Below are 21,320 nucleotides of genomic sequence, written 5' to 3' on the forward strand. Positions count from 1 at the left end.
TCCCCCCGGACGCGGGAGAAGGGGCGGTCCGTCATTCAGCGGAAGGGCGTGCCGCCGCTAGCCCCAGAGCACGAGCCCGGTCTCCAGCGGCGAGGACAGGCCCTTGTGCACGGGCATGATCCTGATGCCGTAGCGGTAGGCGCCGTTGCGGCGCGGGATATAGGTGGCCGAATAGGTGATGCCGTTGCCATTGGCGCGCGGCTCCAGCCGGAGCACGTCGGGCCGGTCGCGGAAGTTGCCGTTGGCGTAGGTGCGGCCGATGACGAGCTGCGCCAGGATCTCCTCGGGCTTCATCTCGCCCGGGTTGAGGCGCAGGCGCACGTTGACCGGCTCGCCGCAGAGCATGGTGTTGCCGTCCGCGCCGCTCAGGATGATCTCTTCCATCTTCACGGTGCCGAAGCGTACGGGCAGGTCCTTCTTCCACTCGGCCACTTCGCGGCAGAGCTCCCAGTTGTCCCGCGCGAGCTCGTCGCGGCGCGCCGCGGCCGGGCAGTAGGCCTCGTGCACATAGTCGCGGACCATGCGGTTGCTGCTGTACATGGCGGTCAGGCTCTTGAGCGAGCGCTTGGACATGGTGATCCACCGGCCCGGGAGCCCCTGGTTGTTGAGGTCATGGTAGAGCGGCAGCACATGGTGCTCGAGCAGGGTGTACAGGGCCTCGGCGTCGGAGTAGTCGTTCTGGTCGTCCGTGGGCAGTTCCAGCGTGACAACCGGGCCGATGGTCCAGCCGTTTTCGCGGTTGTAGCCCTCGCACCACCAGCCGTCGGAGATGCTCAGGTTGATGCCGCCGTTGACGGGCAGCTTCATGCCGCTGGTGCCCGAGGCCTCATGCGGCCGGCGCGGTGTGTTGAGCCACACGTCGCAGCCCTGCGAGAGCAGCCGCGAGACCGCGAGGCTGTAATCCTCCATGAAGAAGATCTTGCCGAGGAAGCGCTCGTCCCGGCTCATCCTGATGACTTCCTGGAGGATGTTGATGCCCGCCTCGTCCGCCGGGTGCGACTTGCCGGCGAACACAAAGGCCACCGGGCGCTCGGGATCGTTGATGATCCGGGCGAGGCGGTCGGGGTCGGCGAAGAGCAGGGTGGCGCGCTTGTAGGGCGCAAAACGACGCGCGAAACCGATGAGCAGGGTGCCCGGCTTGAGGGCGCTCTCCATGAGGGCGCGCTCGGCGCGGTTTAAGCGGTACTTCTGCGCGTAGCCGGGGATGGCGGCGCGCAGGGCGTCCAGCAGCTCTTCCTTCTGGGTCATGCGCGCGGCCCAGTAGGTGTCGTCCGGGATGGCGTCCACCTTGGCCCACACCGGGTCGTCCGGCTCGGCCTGGAGCCAGCCCTGCCCGAGGTACTGGTTGAGCAGCTCGTGCATCTGCGTGCCCACATAGGAGGGCGTGTGGATGCCGTTGGTGACATAGGTGATGGGCGTTTCGGCGAGCGGCAGGCTCTTCCAGAGCTTGTTCCACATGTGCCTGGAGACCTCGCCGTGCAGGCGGCTCACGCCGTTGGCCCAGGAGGAGAACCTGAGCGCCAGCACCGTCATCTCGAAGTTATGGGCATTGCCGCCCTCGATCTGGCCGAGCTGGACGAACTGGCCCCAGTCAAGGCCGAGCTTGCTGGCGAAGTGGGTGAAATAGCGGCTCATGAGGTCGATGGAGAAGGCCTCGTTGCCCGCCGGGACAGGCGTGTGCGTGGTGAACACCGTGTTGGAGCGCACGCGCACCGTGGACACGTCATAGCTCATGCCCTGGCCCATGCACTCGAGCAGGCGCTCGATGACGAGGAAGGCGGAGTGCCCCTCGTTCATGTGGTAGACATGGGGCTCCAGCCCGAGGGTGCGGATGAGGCGGATGCCGCCCATGCCGAGGAGCATTTCCTGGAGCAGGCGGATCTCGCGGTTGGCCTCGTAGAGGCGGTCGGTAATCTTGCGGTCCTCCTCGCTGTTACGGGTGGTGTCCGTATCCATGAGGTAGAGGGTGACGCGGCCGACCTTCATCTGCCAGATGCGCGCGTAGAGGATGCGGCCGGGCAGCTCCAGCTGCACATAGAGCGGCGCGTTGTTGGCGTCGGTAACCATGCTCACGGGCAGCTGCGAGAAGTTGTTGAGCGGATAGACGGCCACCTGGCGCCCGTTCTCGTCGATCTCCTGCTTGAAATAGCCGTTCTTGTAGAGCAGGCCGATGCCGAAGAGCGGCACGGCCATGTCCGAGGCGCTCTTGAGGTGGTCGCCGGAGAGCACGCCGAGGCCGCCCGAATAGATGGGCACGGACTCGGTGATGCCGTACTCGGTGGAGAAGTAGGCCACGGGGTGCTTGACGTTGACATGCTCGTCGAGGTCGCGCAGCGGCTCGGCCATGTAGGCGTCGAACTCGGCCATGACCTCGGTGTAGAGGCGCATGTATTCCTCATTGGCGACAAGGCTCTCGAGGCGCTCGTTGTCCGCCTGGCCGAGCACCTGGATGGGATTGTGGCACTTGTCCCACATCTGCGGGTTCAGGCTCATGAAGAGCGCCCGCGCCTTGTCGTGCCAGCACCACCAGAGATTGTTGGAGAGCTCGCGCAGCCGCGAGAGCTCGGGCGGCAGCTCTGCCACGGCGAGGATGGGCCGGAGGAAAGGCGTCACCGAGGAGGAGGCCTGGAGCACGCGGTTCATGCCCTCGCGCGCCTCGCTCTCCTGCTCGGTGCGGGCCGTGGATTTCTCGAGCGCGATGCGGAAAGCCTCGAGATAGTTGGCGAAGAAGTGGCTCCAGGAAGTGAGCTCGGCCACGTCGCGCGCGCTTGTGCGCAGCTCGGCGAGGGTCTCCGGGGCCATGGTGGCGGCCTTGAGCACATAGGTGTGCAGCATTTCCGCGCTCTGGTCGAAGTTCATGCCGCGCCTCGGCATGACGGCCACGCCGCTCTTTTCGTCGTTGCCCTTCTGGGCGTTGCGCGCCCACATGCCGAAGCCGGAAAGGTCGGTGGTGAGGGTGGGCACGGCCCAGGCCGCGCATTCCTGCGGGGTGTAGCCCCAGGGCTCGTACCAGGAGGGGAAGAAGCCCATGTCGCAGGCCGAGATGACATCCTCATACTGCATGTTGAGGAAGCCGTCGTGCCCGTCCAGCATGGCCGGCACGAAAATGACCTTGACGTGGCTGTCCGGCTGGTTGTTGAGGCCGAGGCGCCGGCAGGCGTTGATGATGGGGTCCTGCGGGGCGTTCCAGGCGTGGTGCGTGCAGATGAAGGGCAGCCCGTTGTCCGTGGCGTTGGGGTCGCCCGAGACCGCGGCCTGGTTGACGCCGGTGTGGCCGCCCATGACGAGGCAGAGCGCCAGGATGGAGGCGTCCGTGCCGCGCAGGTTCTTGTCCGCGCGTGCCAGCGCGTCGAGGAAGATGTCGATGCCCTTGTTGTGCATCTCGTAGCGCCCTGAGATGGCGAAGATGCGCGTGTTCGGGGCAAGCTCGGTGCGCAGGAAGCGGCCCGCCGCCTCCATCACCTTGGCGCGGTGGGCGGCGGGCACCTTGCGGTCCTTGGTGAAGTCCGGGATGACGCGCATGTCGAGGCCGTTCACGGTGATCACATCGGGCGAGCGGCCGAGGAAGACCGTGGACTCCTCGCCGGTGATGGGGCTCACCGTGGTGAAGGCGTCGGCCTCGCGCGCCGAGGCGCTTTCCATGGACCACTTGGCCGTGATGTTCTGGGCCGCGGCCTCCTGCGCCGGATTGATGCTGCGCAGGTTGGAATAGATGTCGCGCCCGGTGCCCGCGAGCGCGCGCCCGAGCATGGTGGCGTGGGTGGTGAACACCGTGCCGATGGCCGGCGCGTTACGCTTGAGGCTCAGAAGGCCCGCGCCGCACATCCATTCATGGAAGAGCGCCACGGAGCGGCCCTTGGTGGGCGCAACGAGGCATTCGTGGATGGCCGCGATGACCTCGCCGCAGGCCGTGGCGAACATGACGGGCTCCACATAGTCCCAGCCGCCGGAGAGGGAGTCCACGCCGAAATTCTTCCACAGGTCGAAGAGCAGCTGGTTGCTGCCGTAGCGCTGGTCAAAATTGACGAGGATGGCCTTGGGCCGGCCGGGGATGTTCCAGCGGCCGAGGCTGCACTTGAGGTTGCGCGCCGCCAGCGCCGGGCGGATGGAATCCCAGATGTGCTCGTCCGTTTCCTCGAAGCCCGCGTTGTGTTGGAGCTGGGGCCCGAGGAGGAAGTAATCCTCGCCGAAGGTGTCCACAGCCTGGAGGGCCTTGCTGCTCACCACGGAGTAGATGCCCCCGACCTTGTTGCAGACCTCCCAGCTCACCTCGAACAGGGTCACGGGAGCGTTGTGGAATTCCATGTCTTCTCCTTTGGGCGCCGGCGGCACGGTGCCGGGCGGCGGCAGGCAGTTGTCATTAACGTAAGGCTGAACCGTGGCGGTTTTGCCCCCCACGGTTCAGCGGCGTCCAGCCATCGGGGCCTGCTTCAGGCCTTCTTTTCCCCGGACTTTTTGGCCGGGGCGGATTTCTTCGCGCCCTTGGCGGCGCCGGCGGCCCTGGGGGGTGCCTTTTTGGGCGCGGCCTTCTTTGCGGGCGCCGCCTTGGGGGCCGCGGGTTTCCTGGCAGCGGGCTTTTTGGCGGCAGCCTTTTCCGGGGCGGCCTTGGCCTTCGTCTTGCCCCCGGACTTTTTCGCTTCGCCCCTGGCGGGGGTGATCTTGCGGGCCATCTTTTCCACGTCGTCCACCAGTTCCCACTCCGCCTCCGCCGCGGTCACGCGCATCTCAAGGTCGGAGAGCACGTTCATATAGGTGATATAGGCGTCATAGGGGCTCGGGAAGGGATTGGGCCTGTCGGGCGCAAAGGCCGTGAACCACTTGGTGGACATATAATGGAAGTGGTCGGAGCTTTGCAAGCGCTCAAAATCCCTCGTGATGTCAGGCGCGCCGAGGGCGTGTACGCGGTCGGTCATCTTGTAGAGGGTGTGGATGGCGTCCTTCTGCATGTCGTTGCCGAGCCATGCGGTGAGGTCGCGGCCCTCGTAGTCCCAGCTCATGAAGTCGGGCACGTCCAGCTCGCCCACGCTGGGGAGCTTTTTCACGGCCTCGGCGGGCGTTGCGAAGTGGAAGTCCTTGTTGGCGAGGATGCGGTCGGGCAGCGCCTCCATGAAGGCGAAGATGCCGGACTCGCGCGTGTTGCGCAGGCCGAACACGTGGTAGTCGTTGAAGATGTTGATGACCTCCGCATCGCCGGCCAGGCTGTGGATCCAGCCCGCGTATTTCTCCGCGGTGAGCGGCCACTGGTCCCACGACTGGTCGCTGAAGCGGCGGCCAAGGTCGGTGGAGAGGCGGATATTGCGCAAAAAGAGCTTCACCTTGGGCGCGTCGATGGGGCTGTAGAGATAGTTGGGGCTGCGCCAGCCGAGCACATGGTCCGCGCCTTCGGCCATCACCGCCTTGTAGCCGAGCTCGCCAAGCGCGACGCCCATGGCGTTGTTGTACACGAGTTCCGCATTGCGGTAGGTGACGGGCTTCTTGCCGAAGAGGCGCTTGATGCGCTTGGCGTGGTCCTCCACCTGGCGCACGAATTCCGGCTTGGAATAGAGGAAGGAGAAGCTGTGCGGCGCCGTCTCGCAAGCGAATTCCACGCTGCCCGTGGCGGCCAGCGCCTGGAAGCTCTCCAGAACCTCGGGCGCGTACTGCTCGAACTGGTCGAGCGCCGTGCCGGAAATGGAGAAGCAGACCTTGAAGTCCTTCCCGAAGCGGCGGATGAGCTTGAGGAGAAGGTCGTTCATGGGCAGGTAGCAGGCGCGCGCGGTGTAGAGGAGGATGTCGCAGTTCTTGTCATCGTCCTCGTAGATGGAGTTCTGGCCCATGTCAAAGACCGTGTAGCGACGCAGCCTGTACGGTTCATGCACTTCGTAGCAAAGGCAGAGAGCTGGCATCAGTTTTCCCCTGTAACGTTGCGGTAAATTTGCAGAAGCTGTTCCGCCGCATTGCCCCAGCGGATGGATTTCATTTCTTCGCGGCAGTTCTTCACAAGTTCCTCGGCGAGGCTCGGGTAGCGGAGCACCGCGCAGATCTTGTCGGCCATGTCGCGCGTATCCCAGAAGTCGGCCTTGAGCGCGTGCTCGAGCACTTCGGAAACGCCCGACTGGCGCGAGAGCAGCACGGGCACGTCGTAGAGCATGGCCTCCAGCGGGGTGATGCCGAAGGGCTCGGACACCGAGGGCATGACGTAGAGGTCGCTCAGGGCGAACATGCGGTCCACCTGCTCGCCGCGCAAGAACCCCGCGAAGTGGAAGCGGCTGCCGATGCGCAACTGCCCGGCGCGGCGCACCAGGCGCGGCAGCATGTCGCCGCTGCCGGCCATGAAGAAGCGCACGTTGGGGATCTTCTCGAGCACGAGGCGCGCGGCCTCCATGAAGTATTCCGGGCCTTTCTGGAAGGTGATGCGCCCGAGGAAGAGCACGCGCTTCTCGTGGCGGATGCGCGGCGGGATCTCGTAATGCCGCGCCACGTCATGGCGCTCCACCGCGTTGTAGACCACCTTGACCTTTTCCGGCGGCACGCCGTAGCGCTGGATGACCATGTTGCGCGTGAGCTGGCTCACGGCCACCACCACGTCCGCGGCCAAAAGGCCCGCGCGCTCGATGCCGCCCACGATCTCGTTGATGTTCTCGCCGCTGCGGTCATATTCCGTGGCGTGGATGTGAACGACCAGCGGCTTGCCGGTGAGCGCCTTGGCGAGGATGCCCGCGGGATAGGTCATCCAGTCATGGGCGTGGATGACATCAAAATCCTCGCGCAGGGCGATGGCCCCGCCGAGGCGCCCGTAGCGGTAGACCTCGGTCATGAGCTCCGGCCCGTAGCCGCCCTTGAGCTTCCACGTGAAGGCCGGCCCGGCGTGGGTCTTGACCACCTCGCCGCCCGGCGTGGACTCGCTCGACAGGTTCTTCAGGGCCTCGCGGTAGCTCTCCGGGGTGAGGTAGGGCATGAGCGGGCTGTCCACCTGAAGGTAGCGGATGTTGGACCGCCAGATCTCCTGCCCGGCCCAGGCCATGCGCTCCTGCACCTCCTGGGTGATGGGCGTGCCCGAGGCCGACTCCAGCTTGAGGAAGTCGGTGGCCGCGTCCTCCACATGGGGCAGCACGAAGATGACCTCAACCCCGAGCTGGGCCAGGGCGTGCGTCATGCCGTAACAGGCTGTGCCGAGGCCGCCGCTGATATACGGCGGAAACTCCCAGCCGAACATGAGGACTCGCATCAGGCATCCCCCTTCTTCTTGGCGCGCCTGGCCTGCTTGGCGGTGGGCGCGGGTGCCGGGGATTCGTCTTCGAGGATCATGGTCACGCGGCACACGCCCGCGGTGTCGCCGGAGACCGGGTTGGCGAGGCGGTGCGCGACCTTGTGCTCCCAGGCGTCATAGACGCCGGGCGCGGCGCGCTTCAGCCGGATGAGCATCCTCAGGCACTCGGCCACGCTCCAGGCCTGGGCGATGGTGCCGTTGGGCCGGGCCGGCGGCGAGGCGTCGAAAATCTCGGAGATGCTGCCGAGGCCCGCGTCCATGAGGTGGTCGGAAAAGAGCGGCGTCACGCGGTCGAGCAGGGCCTTGGCCGCGCCGTCCGTGTCCCAGGCCACGCGCAGGAGGCCATCCGTGTACTGGCCGAGCAGCCAGGGCCAGATGGTGCCCTGATGGTAGGCGGCGTCGCGTTCGGCCGGGCCGCCCTCGTACTTGCCCTTGTAGGCCGGGTCGGACGGGGCCAGCGTGCGCAGGCCATACGGCGTGAGCAGGCGGTTGCGCACGCATTCCATCACCTGCGGCCGGTACTGCTCCTCGAGGATGGGATGCGGCAGCGAGACCGCGAGGATCTGGTTCGGGCGGATGCTCTGGTCGAGCATGCCGTCGCGCCACACGTCGCCGAGATAGCCGCCGTCGCGCGCCACCCAGTAATGCTCGAAAAAGCTCTGCCGCATGGGTTTCAGGTCGCCCATGCGCCAGTCGGGCTCGTCGAACTTCTTGGCGAGGTGGTCCACGAAGACGAGGGTGTTGTACCACAGGGCGTTGAGCTCCACGGGGCTTCCGTGGCGCGGGGTCACGGGCTTGCCGTCGCTCATGGCGTCCATCCAGGTGAGCTGGGTGTGGCCGTTGCCCGCGTGGATGAGGCCGTTCTCGTCCACATGGATGTCATTGCCCGGGCCCTTGCGGTAGCCAGCGACGATCTCCTTGAGGGCCTTCCATGCGTGCTCGCGCACCCAGGCGTAGCCGTCGGGATTTTCCTGCAGGTAGCACTGCACGGCGAAGGCGTACCACAGGGCCGCGTCCGCCGCGTTGTAGGCGTGTTCCCCCTGATGGGCGAACATGTTGGGCACGAGGCCGTTCTTCATGGAGGCCGGCACCTGCGAAAGCACATCGAGGCCGAACTGGGTGCGGCCGCCGTAGAAGGCGAGGCCGGGCAGCGCGATGAGCGTGTCGCGGCCCCAGGCGTCGAACCAGTGGTAGCCCGCGATGACCGCCGCGTCGCCCGAGGGGTTTTTCACGCAGAACTGGGCGCCCATTTTTTCGAGGTGCCCGATGAGGCCGTGCACCTTCTTGTGCACGGCGAGGCGCGGCTCGCTCTCGGCCTGCCACGCGGCCTCGAGGTCGGCGGCGCCGCCGCCCTTGGCGGCCGGCACTTCCTCCGTGCCCACGGCGAGGTAGACGCTCCCGCCCTCGGGCAGCGGCGGCAGCGGGATGTCCATGACGCCGGGTTGGAAGAGGTCTTCCTTTTCGGGGAAGCCGCGCTCCCGCTCCTGAAAATACACCACATTGTAGAACCAGTCCGGCTGCGGCGTGAACACCGAGGCGCTGCCGGCCTGGATGTAGAGCGCGGGCATGCCCTCATACGGCGCGATGGAAAAGCCGCCGGGCGCGGCGTCCGTGTGCGGGCTGATGGCGCCGTTGGCGTGGGTCAGCTCGTGGAAGCCGCGGTAGGCCAGAAGCGGCCTGAGGCGCAGCGAGAGGCGCGGCAGCCGCCCGTGGTTCTTTTCCGGCCCCTGCAAGGTCCAGCGGAAGAGCACGCGGTTGGCGCCGCGCACGAGCAGCACCTCGCGGGTGAGGCGCACGTCGCCCACGCGGTAGGTGAACTTAGGCCACGGGTCCAGCGTGAATTTTTCGAGGTACTGGTGCCCCGTGGGGTGCAGCACGCCCGGGTGCTGGCGCGTGGAGATGGGAAATTCCTTGGCGCCGCCGGTGAGGGACTCCTCCATGGCGGAGAGCAGCACCTGCCGCCCGTCGGGCGTGGCGACCACGAGCAGCCCGTGGTATTTGCGGGTATTGCAGTAGAGGATGCTGCTGCTGGCATAGCCGCCCAGACCGTTGGTGAGCAGCCATTCCTTGCGGAGGGCCCTGCGCGTATTCTGGCAGGCGGCCTTGTCAAAACTGAACCGCATACGGCCTCCTGGAGTGGAGGTTGGAAGGAAGCCGGGCTGTGCTGCGGAAGCGGAAATGAACGGAAACGAGAGGGCAGCGCATGACCCGATCGCTCGGCCGAGGCGCACGGGCCGCCGGCCCGGCGGGGGAGGCTTTCTTGCGGGCATCTGCCTGAAGCCGGCCGCCCGTGGCGCATTCCTCCGCCGCCTTGCGCCAAGTGTAGAAAATTTTTTCGGGCCTGTCGAGATTTTGCGCGCCCGCGGCGCGGTTTTCCCGCTTTTCGCCCCTGCCTGCGCGCCCCCGGGGGGCGCCCAAAAAAACGCCCCGCCCCCGGCATCATGGCTGCCGGGGGCGGGTAAATGGCCGCATCGGGGGTGGAAAGCCCCCGGGCTTGCTAGAAGCCCTTTTCCTTCATCAGGCAGATGAGGTCGCAGACGCGGTTGGAATAGCCCCATTCGTTGTCATACCAGGCCACGGCCTTGATGAGGGTGCCGTTCTGGATGGTGGTGTAGGAGGCTTCCACGATGGACGAGGCCGGGTTGCCCTTGAAGTCCATGGAAACCAGGGCCTTGTCGTTGTATTCCATGATGCCCTTGAGGTAGGTCTCCGTCGCTTCCTTGAGCTTGGCCAGCACTTCCTCGGTGGTGGTGGGCTTTTTCAGGATGCCCGAGAAGTCCACCACGGAGACCGTGGGCGTGGGCACGCGCAGGGAATAGCCGCTGAACTTGCCCTTGAGCTGCGGGATGACCTTGGCGACGGCCTGGGCGGCACCGGTGGACGTGGGGATGATGTTGCACGCGGCGGCGCGGGCGCGGCGCAGGTCCTTGTGGGCCATGTCGAGGATGCGCTGGTCATTGGTGTAGGAGTGGATGGTCACCATGTTGCCGAGCTCGATGCCGAACTCCTTTTCCAGCACGAGCGCCACCGGGGCGAGGCAGTTGGTGGTGCAGGAGGCGTTGGACACGATGTTGTGCTTCTTGGGGTCATACATGTCCTGGTTGACGCCCATGACGATGGTGATGTCCTCTTCCTTGGCGGGCGCGGTGATGATGACCTTCTTGGCGCCGTTTTCCAGGTGCACGGCGGCCTGGGTGGCCGTGCGGAAGATGCCGGTGCTCTCCACCACGATGTCCACGCCGTATTCGCCCCAGTTGGTCTGCTTGGGGTCGCGCTCGGAGAAGCAGTGGATCTTCCAGTCGCCCACGGTGACGGTGTCGTTGTCGATCTTGTAGTCGAGATTGACGCGGCCGTAGACCGAGTCGTACTCGGCGAGGTGGAAATAGGTGTTCACGTCGAAGAGGTCGTTGATGGCGACCACTTCCACCTTGTCGCGGTAGCTCTGGTGCAGGGCGCGGAACACCTGGCGGCCGATGCGGCCGAAGCCGTTGATGCCGACTTTCACTTTGCTCATGGCAGATACCTCGTTGCTGGCTTGAAATATGGGGTGCGGACCGGACTAGTCCTCGTAGACGGAATAGGCGTGCTTGCTCATCAGCTCGTAGTTGTTGCGCAGGGCCTCGTGCAGCCGCGCGTTCTCGATGGCCACGGCGGAGATGGCGGCCACGGCCTCCATGAAGGTCTCCTCGTCGGGGGTGAACTCGCGTTCCACGTCGGAATACACGCGCATGAGGCCGATGGCCTTGCCGTCGGCCATGAGCGGCACGGAAAGCACGGAGACGAGGCCTTCCGCCTTGGCCGACTCGGGATACTGGAAGCGGCCGTCGGCGGCGGCGTCCTTCAGGTGGATGCTCTTGCCGGCGAGCACCTCGCCGTCCATGCCGCTGCGCTTGACCTCAACCGGCCCCTTGCGCATGTAGTTGGCCGAAAGGCCCCAGGCGGCGCTGGGCAGAAGGAAGCGGCCCGTGCTGTCGAGCAGGCGGATGGTGCTCGCCTTGCAGCCCATGGTCTTGGCGGTCTGCTCGGTGATTTTGTGGAGCACTTCCTTGGGTTCCAGGCTGGAGTTGATGACCAGCGCAACGTCCCTAAGGGCGCGGAAATAGTCCTGAGCCATGGTATCCTCCTCGTTTTGTGTCACAAGAGGGAATGACAAGAGCCGCGCGAAGGGCACAGCGTCCGCGCGGGCGTATCCTCAACAACAGGTCGGGGACAGTATGCACCATTTTTCACAGAGAGGCAATCGGTGAAGCGCCCCTCCCGGCGCTTGCCAGCCGCATGGTTCGCGCCTATGCTGGCGCATGCCGGCTGCGCCGGCGACACGGCCGCGCGGGGGGCCACCCCGCGGGCCATCACCCGAGGCGGAGGACACCATGCCCACACCCATTTTGCGCAAGGAGCGCCTGATCCCCGGCAAGACGAGCAAGCTCGTGCTCCACGCGCCCGAGATCGCGGCCAAGGCCCGGCCGGGCCATTTCGTCATGCTCCGCATGAGCCCCGAGGGCGAACGCATCCCGCTCACCATCGCCGATACGGACGCATCGCGCGGCGAGATCACCATCGTCTATCTGGTGCTCGGCAAGTCCACGGCCCTTCTGGAGGCGCTGGAGGCGGGCGACAGCATCCTCGATGTCTGCGGGCCGCTCGGGCGTCCCACCAAAATAGAAAAAGTCGGCACGGTCATCTGCGTGGGCGGCGGCACGGGCATCGCGGCCATGCACCACATCGCCAAGGGCCACGCCCGCGCGGGCAATCATGTGGTGGCGGTCATCGGCGCGCGCGAGAAGTCGCTTTTGCTGTTTGAGAAGGAGCTCATGGGCTTCGTGAACGAGCTCGTCGTCTGTACGGACGACGGCAGCTACGGCCGCAAGGGCCTTGTCACCGAGCCCCTCAAGGAGCGCCTCGAGGCCGGCGGCGTGGGCGAGGTGGTGGCCGTGGGGCCCGTGCCCATGATGGCCGCCGTGGCCGAGGTGACGCGGCCCTTCGGCGTCGCCACCACCGTGAGCCTCAACCCCATCATGGTGGACGGCATCGGCATGTGCGGCGCCTGCCGCGTGAGCGTGGGCGGCAAGACCAAGTTCGCCTGCGTGGACGGGCCGGAATTCGACGGCCACCAGGTGGACTTCCCCGAGCTTCGGCGCAGGCTCGCGGCCTTCCGCGAGCAGGAGGCCGAATCCTATGACCGCTACAGGAAGGAGCAGCCCCATGGCAACTGAAGCTTCCGCCAAAAAAGTCGCCCCGCGCGTGGAAATGCCCTGCCAGCCCCCGGCGGAGCGGCGTCATAATTTTAAGGAAGTGGCCCTCGGCTACAATGGCGACATGGCCGCCACCGAGGCCTCGCGCTGCCTGCAGTGCAAGCGGCCCACCTGCGTCAGGGGCTGCCCCGTGGAGGTGCCCATCCGCGACTTCATCCGCGAGGTGGCGGCCGGCAATGTGGAGCGCGCGTATGAAATCATCCGCACGGCCAACAGCCTGCCCGCGGTCTGCGGCCGCGTGTGCCCGCAGGAAAACCAGTGCGAGGGCAAGTGCATCCTGAAAGCCAAGGGCGAGGCCATCGCCATCGGCCGCCTCGAGCGCTTCGTGGCCGACACGCACCTCGCCGCATGCGCCGCCGCGCCGGATTCCTGCCCGTCCGAGACGAGCGAGACCCAGGCCAAGGGCCGCGTGGCCTGTATCGGCTCGGGTCCGGCCTCGCTCACCTGCGCGGGCATCTGCGCCGCGGCCGGGCTTGAGGTGGACGTGTACGAAGCCCTGCACGAGTCGGGCGGCGTGCTCGTCTACGGCATCCCGGCCTTCCGCCTGCCCAAGGACGTTGTCGCGGCTGAAATCGCGGGCCTGCGCGAGCTCGGCGTGCGCTTCCACCTCAACCATGTGGGCGGCCGCACCGTGGATGTGGCGGACTTGCGCAAGGACCATGACGCGGTCTTCATCGGCGTGGGCGCGGGGCTGCCTATCTTCCTTGGCGTGCCGGGCGAGAACCTTGTGGGCGTGTTCTCGGCCAACGAGTACCTGACGCGCATCAACCTCGGGCGCGGCTACGACTTCCCCGAGCACGACACCCCGCCCTTCCCGGGCAGGCACGTGACCGTCTTCGGCGCGGGCAACGTGGCCATGGACGCGGCGCGCACGGCCCTGCGCATGGGCGCGGAAAGCGTGCACATCGTCTACCGCCGCACCCGCGCGGAAATGCCGGCCCGCGCCGAGGAGATCGAGCATGCGGCCGAGGAGGGCGTGGAGTTCGCGCTGCTTTCCGCGCCGCTGCGCTTCAACGGCGACGAGCAGTTGCGCCTCACGTCCGTGACCCTGCAAAAGATGGAACTCGGGGAGCCCGACGCCTCGGGGCGCCGGCGGCCGGTGCCCGTGGAAGGCGCGGTGGAGGACCTTGAGACCGACCTCGCCATCGTGGCCCTGGGCACGCGCTCCAACCCCATCCTGCTGGACGCCACGCCCGACCTCGCGCGCACCGAGCGGGGCTACATTGAGGCGGACCCGGAAACGGGCGAGACCTCCATTCCCAATGTGTTCGCCGGCGGCGACATCGTGACGGGCGCTGCCACGGTCATCCTCGCCATGGGCGCCGGGCGCAAGGCCGCGCAGGAGATCGTGCGCCGGCTCGGGGGCAAATGAGCGTAAAAAATGTGAATCTAGGGCAGTGGAGGGATATTCCTTCATTCCGTCTGGAGCGCAGCGGAAGACGGGTGCTGCGACCGGATGGCGGCGCGAAGCGCCGTGCCCGTTAGCGAGCAAAGCGAGCCCTACGGGCATCGACAGCAGCGATGGTGCCGGAATGATCCTAAAAAATAAGATTTTTCGGCGCTTGCAAGGAAGATAAAAATTTTCGCAGGGAGTGTACTTAAGTACTCGACCAAGAAAATTTTTCTCTGACGCAGCAAGCGCCGAAGCGCTAGCCGTTGGCGAGCCTGCGAGCCTTACGGATAGCGACAGCGGTTCCGTTGACTGGCTGCTGAGATAACTAACTGCTGTCTTCATCCGTAGCTTCCTTCGTCGCAACGGCTGAAGCAAGGCTGTTTTTGACGGATAATTTCGGCATTCCCACACCGCACGGCAGCACTACCGACGCAAAAGCATAACAAAGCCACGCACAAAGGCCATGCGCATCCAATGATCACGGCGGACCTGCACACCCATACGCGCTATTCGCACGGCGCGGACAGCCCTGAGGACATGTACGCGGCGGCAGCGGCGGCCGGGCTCGACATCATCGGTTTCAGCGAGCATTCGCCGAGGCCCGAGGGCTTCACCTACCGTCACGAATACCGCGACCAGCTCAAGGCCCACCTCCCGGACTATTTCCGGGAGGTGCGCGCCCTGCGCGACAACGCGAAGCCCGGCCAGCCCCGCGCCCTGCTCGCCATGGAAATGGACTGGCTCGACGGCGAGGAGGCCTTCATCCGCAAGGCCTGCAAAGCCGCGGATTTCGATTACCTCATCGGCAGCGTCCACTTTCTCGGGCACTGGGGCTTCGACGACGGCGACGCGCCGTGGCGGGACGCGGACGAGGAGCGGTGCGACGCGTGGTACGACGCCTATTTCACGGCCTGGGAGGCCATGCTCGCTTCCGGGCTCTTCCAGATCGCCGCGCACCCTGACCTCATCAAGATCTTCTCGGTGGAGCGCTTCCGCGCGTGGCTCGCCCGGCCGGAGAGCCTGGCGCGGGTGCGGCGCGCCCTCACGGCCCTGGCGGACACGGGCATGGCGCTGGAGGTCTCCTCGGCGGGCTTGCGCAAGGCCTGCCGCGAGATCTATCCCGCGCCGCCCATCATGGAACTGGCCGCTGGGCTCGGCATCCCCGTGACCTTCGCCTCGGACGCCCACAGCGTGCGCGACGTGGCCCGCGATTTCGACCGCCTCGCCGGCTATGCGCGGCGCTTCGGCTACACGCGGCAGGCACTCTTCGAGGGCGGCCGGCGCAGGCTCGTCCCGTTTTGAGCGCGATGCAGCAAGAGGAACTTCTCGTCGGCATCGAGGGGGTGACCTGCTTCCTCCCCGGCGACCCGGAGCGGAAGCATCCCGTGCTCCGGGATATCCACTGGCAGGTCACGGCCGGCGGCCACCGCGCGCTCTTCGGGCCCAACGGCGCGGGCAAGTCGAGCCTGCTGCGCCTTGTGGCCGGCGAGCTCTGGCCCGGCAGCGGCCGCATCCTCTGGCGCGGTGCAGAGGGTATGGAGACCTCGCCCATCGTGAGCCGCAGCCTGTGCGCCCTCGTCTCCCCGGCCGTGCAGGAGATGTGGCAGCGCCGCGCCCCCTTCATGAGCGGACTGGAATACATCATGGGCGCCATCGCCGGCGCCGAATTCGGCGTTTCTGAAGAAGCGGCCGAGGCCCGCGCCCGCTCTGCCGCCGAAAGCCTCGGCTGCGAAGAACTCCTCCCCCGGCTTCTCCCTGAGCTCTCGCAGGGCCAGCTCCGCCTCGTGCTTTTGGCCGCGGCGCTGGCGCGCGAGCCGGCCCTGTTGCTGCTGGACGAGTGCCTGGACGGCCTCGACGGGGCGCACCGGCGCCGCTTCAGCGAGGCGCTGGCCGCCTATGCGGAGCGCGGCACGGTCCTCATGGCCTCGCACCGGGCGGAGAGCGTGCCCGAATGGTGCCGGGGCCGCGCGTGGCTGGAGGGAGGGCGCCTCATCACCGAAGAACCGGGCCGGCCGGCGCCCGCAGAAAGGCCCGTCGGTTCCCGTCCCGCTCCGCGCGCAGACGCCCCCGGAGCGAGTTCATCCGCGCCGCTGCTTTTCGAGCTCTCAGGCGTCTCGGTCTATATCGACAGGCACAAGATATTGCACGACATCGACTGGACCATGCGCCGGGGCGAGCACTGGCGCATCACGGGGGGCAACGGCTCGGGCAAGTCCACCCTGCTGCGCCTGCTCGCCGGGGACGAGTTCGCCGCCGCCGGCGGCACGCTCAGGCGCTTTTTGCCCTCCCTCGGGCGCGAGGCCGAGACCCTTGAGGAGGTGCGCCACGGCGTGCGCCTCGTCTCCGACCTCTCCCAGGCGCTCTACGGCTATCCGCTCACGGGGCTCGAGCTCGTTTGCTCCGGGCTTGACAACAGCATCGGCCTCTACCGCGAGTTCAGCGCCGCGGAGCAGGCGGAGGCCCGGCGGCTCGTGGAGCTGTTTTTTCCCGAAGGCGAGGCCGGCCGCGTGGCGGCGGCCTCCATCCGCCGCCTCTCCACCGGGCAGCTTCGACGGCTCTTTCTCGCGCGCGCCCTCATGGGAGCCCCGGACGTGCTCCTGCTGGACGAACCCTGTTCCGGTCTGGACGAGGCGGCGAGGGAGCGTTATCTTTCTTCCTTGGAGCGCCTGTCCGCGTCCGGCACCGGGCCCGCGCTCGTCTTCGTTTCCCATGAGGCGGGGGACGCCCCGGCCTGCTGCGTCCGCGAGGCGCGGCTTTGCGCCGGGCGCCTTGCCATCCTGGCCTGAACCCGGGCATGATCCTTCCCGCCCCGTCCCTTTTCAGCAATGGCGCGCCCCGGCGGCGCGCTCCGGGGTTTGCCATGTATGATCCCGCATCCCGCCACGCGGCGGAATTCATTGACCGTCAGGAAGCGGCCGCTTCCGTGGCCGAGGCCGACCGGCTCGCCAAAGACCGCGCCGCCGTGGCCGCCATTCTCGACAAGGCCGCCGAGGGCCGGGGCCTCTCGCACCGCGAGGCGTCCGTCCTCATGGCCGCGGACGACCCGGAAACCACCCGGGCCATGTTCGACCTGGCCAGCCGCATCAAGCAGCGCTTCTACGGCAACCGCATCGTGCTTTTCGCGCCGCTCTACCTCTCCAATTATTGCATCAACGGCTGCGTCTACTGCCCCTATCACCGCACCAACAGCCACATGCCGCGCAAGAAGCTCACGCAGGAGGAGATCGTGCGCGAGGTGACGGCCCTGCAGGACATGGGCCACAAGCGCCTCGCCGTGGAGGCGGGCGAGCACCCCAAAGAGAACCCGCTCGACTACATCATCGAGTCCATCCGCACCATTTACGGCATCCATCACCGCAACGGCGCCATCCGCCGCGTCAACGTCAATATCGCGGCCACCACGGTGGAGGACTACCGCCGCCTGCGCGCCGCCGAGATCGGCACCTATATCCTTTTTCAGGAGACCTATGACCCCGTGGCCTACGCGCAGCTCCATCCCACGGGGCCGAAACACGATTACGCCTGGCACACCGAGGCCATGGACCGCGCCATGGAGGGCGGCATCGACGACGTGGGCCTGGGCGTGCTTTTCGGCCTGGGCTCGTGGCGGGAGGAATTCGCGTCCCTGCTCATGCACGCCGAGCACCTCGAGGCCGTGCACGGCGTGGGCCCGCATACCATCAGCGTTCCGCGCGTGCGGCGCGCCGACGGCATCGACCCCGGCGACTTCGCCCACGGCATCGACGACGCCACCTTCGCGCGCATCTGCGCCGCCATCCGCCTCGCCGTGCCCTATACCGGCATGATCATCTCCACGCGCGAGAGCCGCGCCGTGCGCGAACAGGTGCTGGGGCTCGGCGTCTCGCAAATCAGCGGCGCCTCGCGCACCAGCGTGGGCGGCTATGCCGCGCCCGAGGCCGAGGAGGAAAATTCGCGCCAGTTCGACGTGAGCGACAATCGCAGCCTGGACGAGGTGGTGCACTGGCTCATGGGCATGGGCCATATCCCGAGCTTCTGCACGGCCTGCTACCGCGAGGGCCGCACCGGCGACCGCTTCATGAGCCTGTGCAAGAGCGGGCAGATCCAGAACTGCTGCCATCCCAACGCGCTGCTCACGCTCAAGGAATATCTGGAGGATTACGCGAGCCCGGCCACGCGCGAGCGCGGCGAGGAACTTATCCAGAAGGAGCTCGCCAATGTGGAGAGCCCGCATGTGCGCGCCATCGCGGAAAAGCGCCTTGCGGACATCGCCGCGGGGCGCCGGGACTTCCGCTTCTAGGGGAGCCTCTGGGGGGCGCTTCTGGCGGGCCTGTACAGAACTTTGACCCGGCCAGGGGCGCCCGCCCGCCCCGCATCGGCGCAGGCCCCGTATATCGGGCGCCCTTGCGCCGGAAAGCCCGTGGAACCCGGCAAAGATTTTGAACTTTCCCCCGGCAGGCTTGACTTTGCGGATATTTTGGAAGAACACATTTCCACCCCGGCGAGCTCCCGCCCGGGGCAAATCCCGCATGCGCCCTTAGCATGCCAAGCCAGCGTCCAAGCGAGGCGAACGAAGCATGTCCAAGGTTATGGATGCCGTATTGGGCCTTTTTTCCAATGATCTTGCCATTGACCTCGGCACGGCCAATACCTGTGTCTATGTGAAGGGGCACGGCATCGTGCTCCGCGAGCCCTCGGTGGTGGCCGTCAAGAAAGACGCGCGCGGCAACAACATGGTCCTCGCCGTGGGGCAGGACGCCAAGCGCATGCTCGGCCGCACGCCCGGTAATATCTGGGCCATCCGCCCCATGAAGGACGGCGTCATCGCCGACTTCGAGGTCACGGAGGCCATGCTCAGGCACTTCATCGCCAAGGTGCACAATTCCAGGCGCATGGTGCGCCCGCGCATCATGATCTGCGTGCCCACGGGCATCACCCAGGTCGAGAAGCGCGCGGTCAAGGAGTCGGCCCAGTCCGCCGGCGCGCGCGAGGTCTACCTTATCGAGGAGCCCATGGCCGCGGCCATCGGCGCGGACCTCCCCATCCAGGAGCCCACGTCGAACATGGTGGTGGACATCGGCGGCGGCACCACCGAGGTGGCGGTCATCTCCCTTTCCGGCATCGTGTATTCGCGCTCGGTACGCGTGGGCGGCGACAAGATGGACGAAGCCATCATGACCCACGTCAAGCGCAAGTACAACATGCTCATCGGCGAATCCTCGGCGGAGGAGATCAAGATCAAGATCGCCTCGGCCTACCCGCAGGACCCGGAGCAGCAGATCGAGGTCAAGGGCCGCGACCTTGTGACCGGCATCCCGCAGAACATCATCATCACCTCCGAGGAGGTGCGCAAGGCCATTTCCGAACAGGTGGACAGCATCGTCCAGGCCGTGCGCATCGCCCTTGAGCAGACCCCGCCCGAGCTCGCCGCCGATATTGTCGACCGCGGCATCGTGCTCACCGGCGGCGGCGCCCTGCTCAAGGGGCTGGACCAGCTCTTGCGCGAGGAGACCTCGCTGCCCATCACCGTGGTGGACGACCCGCTCTCCACCGTGGTCGTGGGCACCGGCAAGACGCTGGACAATCTCCACATCCTCAAGGAAGTCTGCATCGATTGAGCGGCCGCGCACATGGCTGCGGCGCCCCCGCGCTTCGGGGCAGGCGCCCCGGGGGTAGGCTTTTGTGAACCTGCGGCGCATCCTTATTCTCGCGGGCGTTCTGCTCATCCTGTTCCTGGGGATGTATTCCTGGAACCAGCGCACCCATGCCCTTGACGACCTCGCGGCCTCCGTGGGCCTCGAGGTGGGTGGCGCTGTGCTCCGCCCCCTGCGCGCCGTGCAGGACGTGTTTTCCGGCTTCTGGGACCGCTATTTCGACCTTGTGGACGTGCGCGGGGAAAACCTGCGCCTCAAGGCCCGCGTGGACGAGCTGGAATCGCGCCTGCTCGCCAGCGGCGAGGACCTGGCCGAGCTCCGGCGCCTGCGTGAGCTCGTGCAGCTCCCGGTGGACGTGAGCTGGCGCCCCTTGGGCGCGCGCGTGCTCGCCGGCAGGCTCGGGCCCAATGCCGTGCTCGACAGCATCACCATCAGCCGCGGCTACGCCACGGGCGGGCGCCCGGGCACGCCGCTCGTGACACACCTGGGGCTCGTGGGCCGCGTGCTCAAGGCGAGCCCGCACGCCTCCACGGCCCTGCTCATCACCGACCCCGGGAGCCGCGTGGCCGTGTTCGGGCAGGAGAGCCGGGCCCCCGGCATCCTCATGGGCAAGGGCAAGGGCCGCGAGCTCGAGGTCAACTTCGTCCAGCGCGACGCCAGCGTGAAAAACGGCGAGATACTGGTGACTTCCGGGCTCGACGGCAAGTATCCCAAGGGCTTGCCCGTGGCGCGCGTGGTGAGCGTGGCGCCCTCGGACTATACACAGTTCATGGCCGTGGCCGCGGTGCCGCTGGTGGATTTGCAGCACCTTGAGGAAGTGCTCCTGCTGGAGCCCAGCGGCATCGCGCCGCCGCCCGAGGAGCCCGAGGGGCCGCCGCCGATCTTTGTGGGGCCGCCCGAGCCCGAGGGCCTGCGCCCCTTGCGCGCGCAGGCGAGGGCGGCGCAAGCCCAGGCCGCAACCGGGCCCTCGGCAGCGGGCCAGCCGGCCCCCGTGCAGGACGCGCCTTCTGCCCCGGCGCAGCCCCGCAAGCCACCGGCGGAGCCAGCCGCCCCGCCGGCCACGCCGGCAGCCGAACGAGCGGCCCCCGAGTCCGCCCCGGCAGCGCCGCCCGTGGCGCGTCCCGCTGCAAACCGAAGGGAGGCCGCGCCCGCGGCCCCGGGAGCGGGCACGGCGCCCTCCGCGCCAGCCGCCGGCAACGCAAGGGCCGGGGCTTCCCCGCTTCCGCCGGCGCCGCCCGCTTCCGACGGTACGGCGCCGCGCTACCGCGTGGTGCTGCCATGAGGCGCAAGCGCCCATGAAGGTGCTGAAGACCGCCGGCTGGTGGCTCATTTTTCTCGCTGTGGGCGTGTGCATCCAGGCCCTGGCGCCGGGACTGGACGTTCTGGCGGTCGGCCTTATCATCCTGCTCCAGGAGCGGGATTACAAAAACCTCGCCTGGCTCTTGCCGCTCTTCGTGCTGGTGCAGGAGGGCATGGGCACGCGGCCCTTCGGGGCGGTCATCGTCTGGTACGCGGCGACCATCGTGCTCTTCCGGCTGGGGCGCTGGCTCTTCGAGGTGGAGAATTTCGTCTTCGTCTTCCTGCTCTCGGCCTGCCTCGGCGCGGCCTATTACGGCGTGACGTGGCTCATGGCGCCGTTGCAGAACCTGAGCTTCAATGTTGAAGACACGCTGGACAAGGCCTTCATGCAGGCGCTCTTCATGCCCTTCGCGTGGCGCCTGCTGGTGGCGGCGCGGCAGCTGAACGTCCCCGAGGAGGAGGAATAGCCGGGCTGCAAGCGCGGCGCTTTTTGC

14 protein-coding genes are annotated in these 21,320 nt (G+C 67.1%); 8 read left to right on the plus strand and 6 right to left on the minus strand.

Annotation, left to right across the window (positions count from 1 at the left end; translation table 11 throughout):
- Positions 1-57: 57 nt before the first annotated feature.
- From glgP to G7Y54_RS08145, 6 genes are all read right to left on the minus strand, one after another.
- On the minus strand, positions 58-4,305 hold the full coding sequence (gene glgP, locus G7Y54_RS08120) for an alpha-glucan family phosphorylase (protein WP_165078820.1): 4,248 nt from the start codon (positions 4,303-4,305) through the stop codon (positions 58-60).
- Between the two features lie 125 nt (positions 4,306-4,430).
- Complete coding sequence (locus tag G7Y54_RS08125) at positions 4,431-5,885, minus strand: glycoside hydrolase family 57 protein (protein ID WP_165078821.1); 1,455 nt, start codon at positions 5,883-5,885, stop codon at positions 4,431-4,433.
- Positions 5,885-7,207, minus strand: a complete 1,323-nt coding sequence (locus G7Y54_RS08130; RefSeq protein WP_165078822.1) for a glycosyltransferase family 4 protein — start codon at positions 7,205-7,207, stop codon at positions 5,885-5,887. Before G7Y54_RS08130 ends, G7Y54_RS08125 begins: the two co-directional genes overlap by 1 nt.
- Positions 7,207-9,372, minus strand: a complete 2,166-nt coding sequence (locus G7Y54_RS08135; RefSeq protein WP_165078823.1) for an amylo-alpha-1,6-glucosidase — start codon at positions 9,370-9,372, stop codon at positions 7,207-7,209. The genes G7Y54_RS08130 and G7Y54_RS08135 overlap by 1 nt, the downstream gene beginning before the upstream one ends.
- A gap of 374 nt (positions 9,373-9,746) precedes the next feature.
- Positions 9,747-10,763 carry a type I glyceraldehyde-3-phosphate dehydrogenase gene (gene gap, locus G7Y54_RS08140; protein ID WP_165078824.1) on the minus strand — a complete coding sequence of 339 codons (1,017 nt, stop codon included), beginning with the start codon at positions 10,761-10,763 and terminating at the stop codon, positions 9,747-9,749.
- A gap of 45 nt (positions 10,764-10,808) precedes the next feature.
- The gene (locus tag G7Y54_RS08145) at positions 10,809-11,363 is read right to left on the minus strand and encodes a GAF domain-containing protein (protein WP_165078825.1); all 555 of its coding nucleotides are present in this window, start codon (positions 11,361-11,363) and stop codon (positions 10,809-10,811) included.
- A gap of 256 nt (positions 11,364-11,619) precedes the next feature.
- Here G7Y54_RS08145 and G7Y54_RS08150 point away from each other — a divergent pair, with 256 nt between their 5' ends.
- The 8 genes from G7Y54_RS08150 (at position 11,620) to G7Y54_RS08190 (ending at position 21,293) form a co-directional block, all read left to right on the plus strand.
- Positions 11,620-12,462: a sulfide/dihydroorotate dehydrogenase-like FAD/NAD-binding protein gene (locus tag G7Y54_RS08150; protein ID WP_165078826.1), complete on the plus strand. Its 843-nt coding sequence runs from the start codon at positions 11,620-11,622 to the stop codon at positions 12,460-12,462.
- Positions 12,452-13,873, plus strand: a complete 1,422-nt coding sequence (gene gltA, locus G7Y54_RS08155) for an NADPH-dependent glutamate synthase (protein ID WP_165078827.1) — start codon at positions 12,452-12,454, stop codon at positions 13,871-13,873. The genes G7Y54_RS08150 and gltA overlap by 11 nt, the downstream gene beginning before the upstream one ends.
- 495 nt (positions 13,874-14,368) lie before the next feature.
- On the plus strand, positions 14,369-15,196 hold the full coding sequence (locus tag G7Y54_RS08160; protein ID WP_165078828.1) for a histidinol-phosphatase: 828 nt from the start codon (positions 14,369-14,371) through the stop codon (positions 15,194-15,196).
- Between the two features lie 5 nt (positions 15,197-15,201).
- A complete protein-coding gene (locus G7Y54_RS08165) occupies positions 15,202-16,680 on the plus strand; it encodes an ATP-binding cassette domain-containing protein (RefSeq protein WP_165078829.1) in 1,479 nt (492 codons plus the stop codon).
- Positions 16,681-16,754: 74 nt separating this feature from the next.
- The gene (hydG, locus tag G7Y54_RS08170) at positions 16,755-18,173 is read left to right on the plus strand and encodes a [FeFe] hydrogenase H-cluster radical SAM maturase HydG (RefSeq protein WP_165078830.1); all 1,419 of its coding nucleotides are present in this window, start codon (positions 16,755-16,757) and stop codon (positions 18,171-18,173) included.
- A 277-nt stretch (positions 18,174-18,450) separates the two neighbouring features.
- Positions 18,451-19,491: a rod shape-determining protein gene (locus tag G7Y54_RS08175; RefSeq protein WP_165078831.1), complete on the plus strand. Its 1,041-nt coding sequence runs from the start codon at positions 18,451-18,453 to the stop codon at positions 19,489-19,491.
- 64 nt (positions 19,492-19,555) lie between these two features.
- The gene (gene mreC, locus G7Y54_RS08180; RefSeq protein ID WP_241159421.1) at positions 19,556-20,809 is read left to right on the plus strand and encodes a rod shape-determining protein MreC; all 1,254 of its coding nucleotides are present in this window, start codon (positions 19,556-19,558) and stop codon (positions 20,807-20,809) included.
- A gap of 13 nt (positions 20,810-20,822) precedes the next feature.
- Positions 20,823-21,293 carry a hypothetical protein gene (locus tag G7Y54_RS08190; RefSeq protein WP_165078832.1) on the plus strand — a complete coding sequence of 157 codons (471 nt, stop codon included), beginning with the start codon at positions 20,823-20,825 and terminating at the stop codon, positions 21,291-21,293.
- Positions 21,294-21,320 lie beyond the last annotated feature (27 nt).

The sequence above is a fragment of the Desulfovibrio sp. ZJ746 genome (genome assembly GCF_011039155.1).
Lineage (GTDB): Bacteria > Desulfobacterota > Desulfovibrionia > Desulfovibrionales > Desulfovibrionaceae > Desulfovibrio.

Coding starts and splice junctions, on each gene's coding strand:
- G7Y54_RS08190 (WP_165078832.1), top strand. CDS start 20,823: ATGAAGGTGCTGAAGACCGCCGGCTGGTGGCTCATTTTTCTCGCTGTG.
- glgP (WP_165078820.1), bottom strand. CDS start 4,305: ATGGAATTCCACAACGCTCCCGTGACCCTGTTCGAGGTGAGCTGGGAG.
- gap (WP_165078824.1), bottom strand. CDS start 10,763: ATGAGCAAAGTGAAAGTCGGCATCAACGGCTTCGGCCGCATCGGCCGC.
- hydG (WP_165078830.1), top strand. CDS start 16,755: ATGTATGATCCCGCATCCCGCCACGCGGCGGAATTCATTGACCGTCAG.
- G7Y54_RS08175 (WP_165078831.1), top strand. CDS start 18,451: ATGTCCAAGGTTATGGATGCCGTATTGGGCCTTTTTTCCAATGATCTT.
- G7Y54_RS08150 (WP_165078826.1), top strand. CDS start 11,620: ATGCCCACACCCATTTTGCGCAAGGAGCGCCTGATCCCCGGCAAGACG.
- G7Y54_RS08135 (WP_165078823.1), bottom strand. CDS start 9,372: ATGCGGTTCAGTTTTGACAAGGCCGCCTGCCAGAATACGCGCAGGGCC.
- G7Y54_RS08130 (WP_165078822.1), bottom strand. CDS start 7,207: ATGCGAGTCCTCATGTTCGGCTGGGAGTTTCCGCCGTATATCAGCGGC.
- G7Y54_RS08145 (WP_165078825.1), bottom strand. CDS start 11,363: ATGGCTCAGGACTATTTCCGCGCCCTTAGGGACGTTGCGCTGGTCATC.
- G7Y54_RS08125 (WP_165078821.1), bottom strand. CDS start 5,885: ATGCCAGCTCTCTGCCTTTGCTACGAAGTGCATGAACCGTACAGGCTG.
- G7Y54_RS08160 (WP_165078828.1), top strand. CDS start 14,369: ATGATCACGGCGGACCTGCACACCCATACGCGCTATTCGCACGGCGCG.
- gltA (WP_165078827.1), top strand. CDS start 12,452: ATGGCAACTGAAGCTTCCGCCAAAAAAGTCGCCCCGCGCGTGGAAATG.
- G7Y54_RS08165 (WP_165078829.1), top strand. CDS start 15,202: ATGCAGCAAGAGGAACTTCTCGTCGGCATCGAGGGGGTGACCTGCTTC.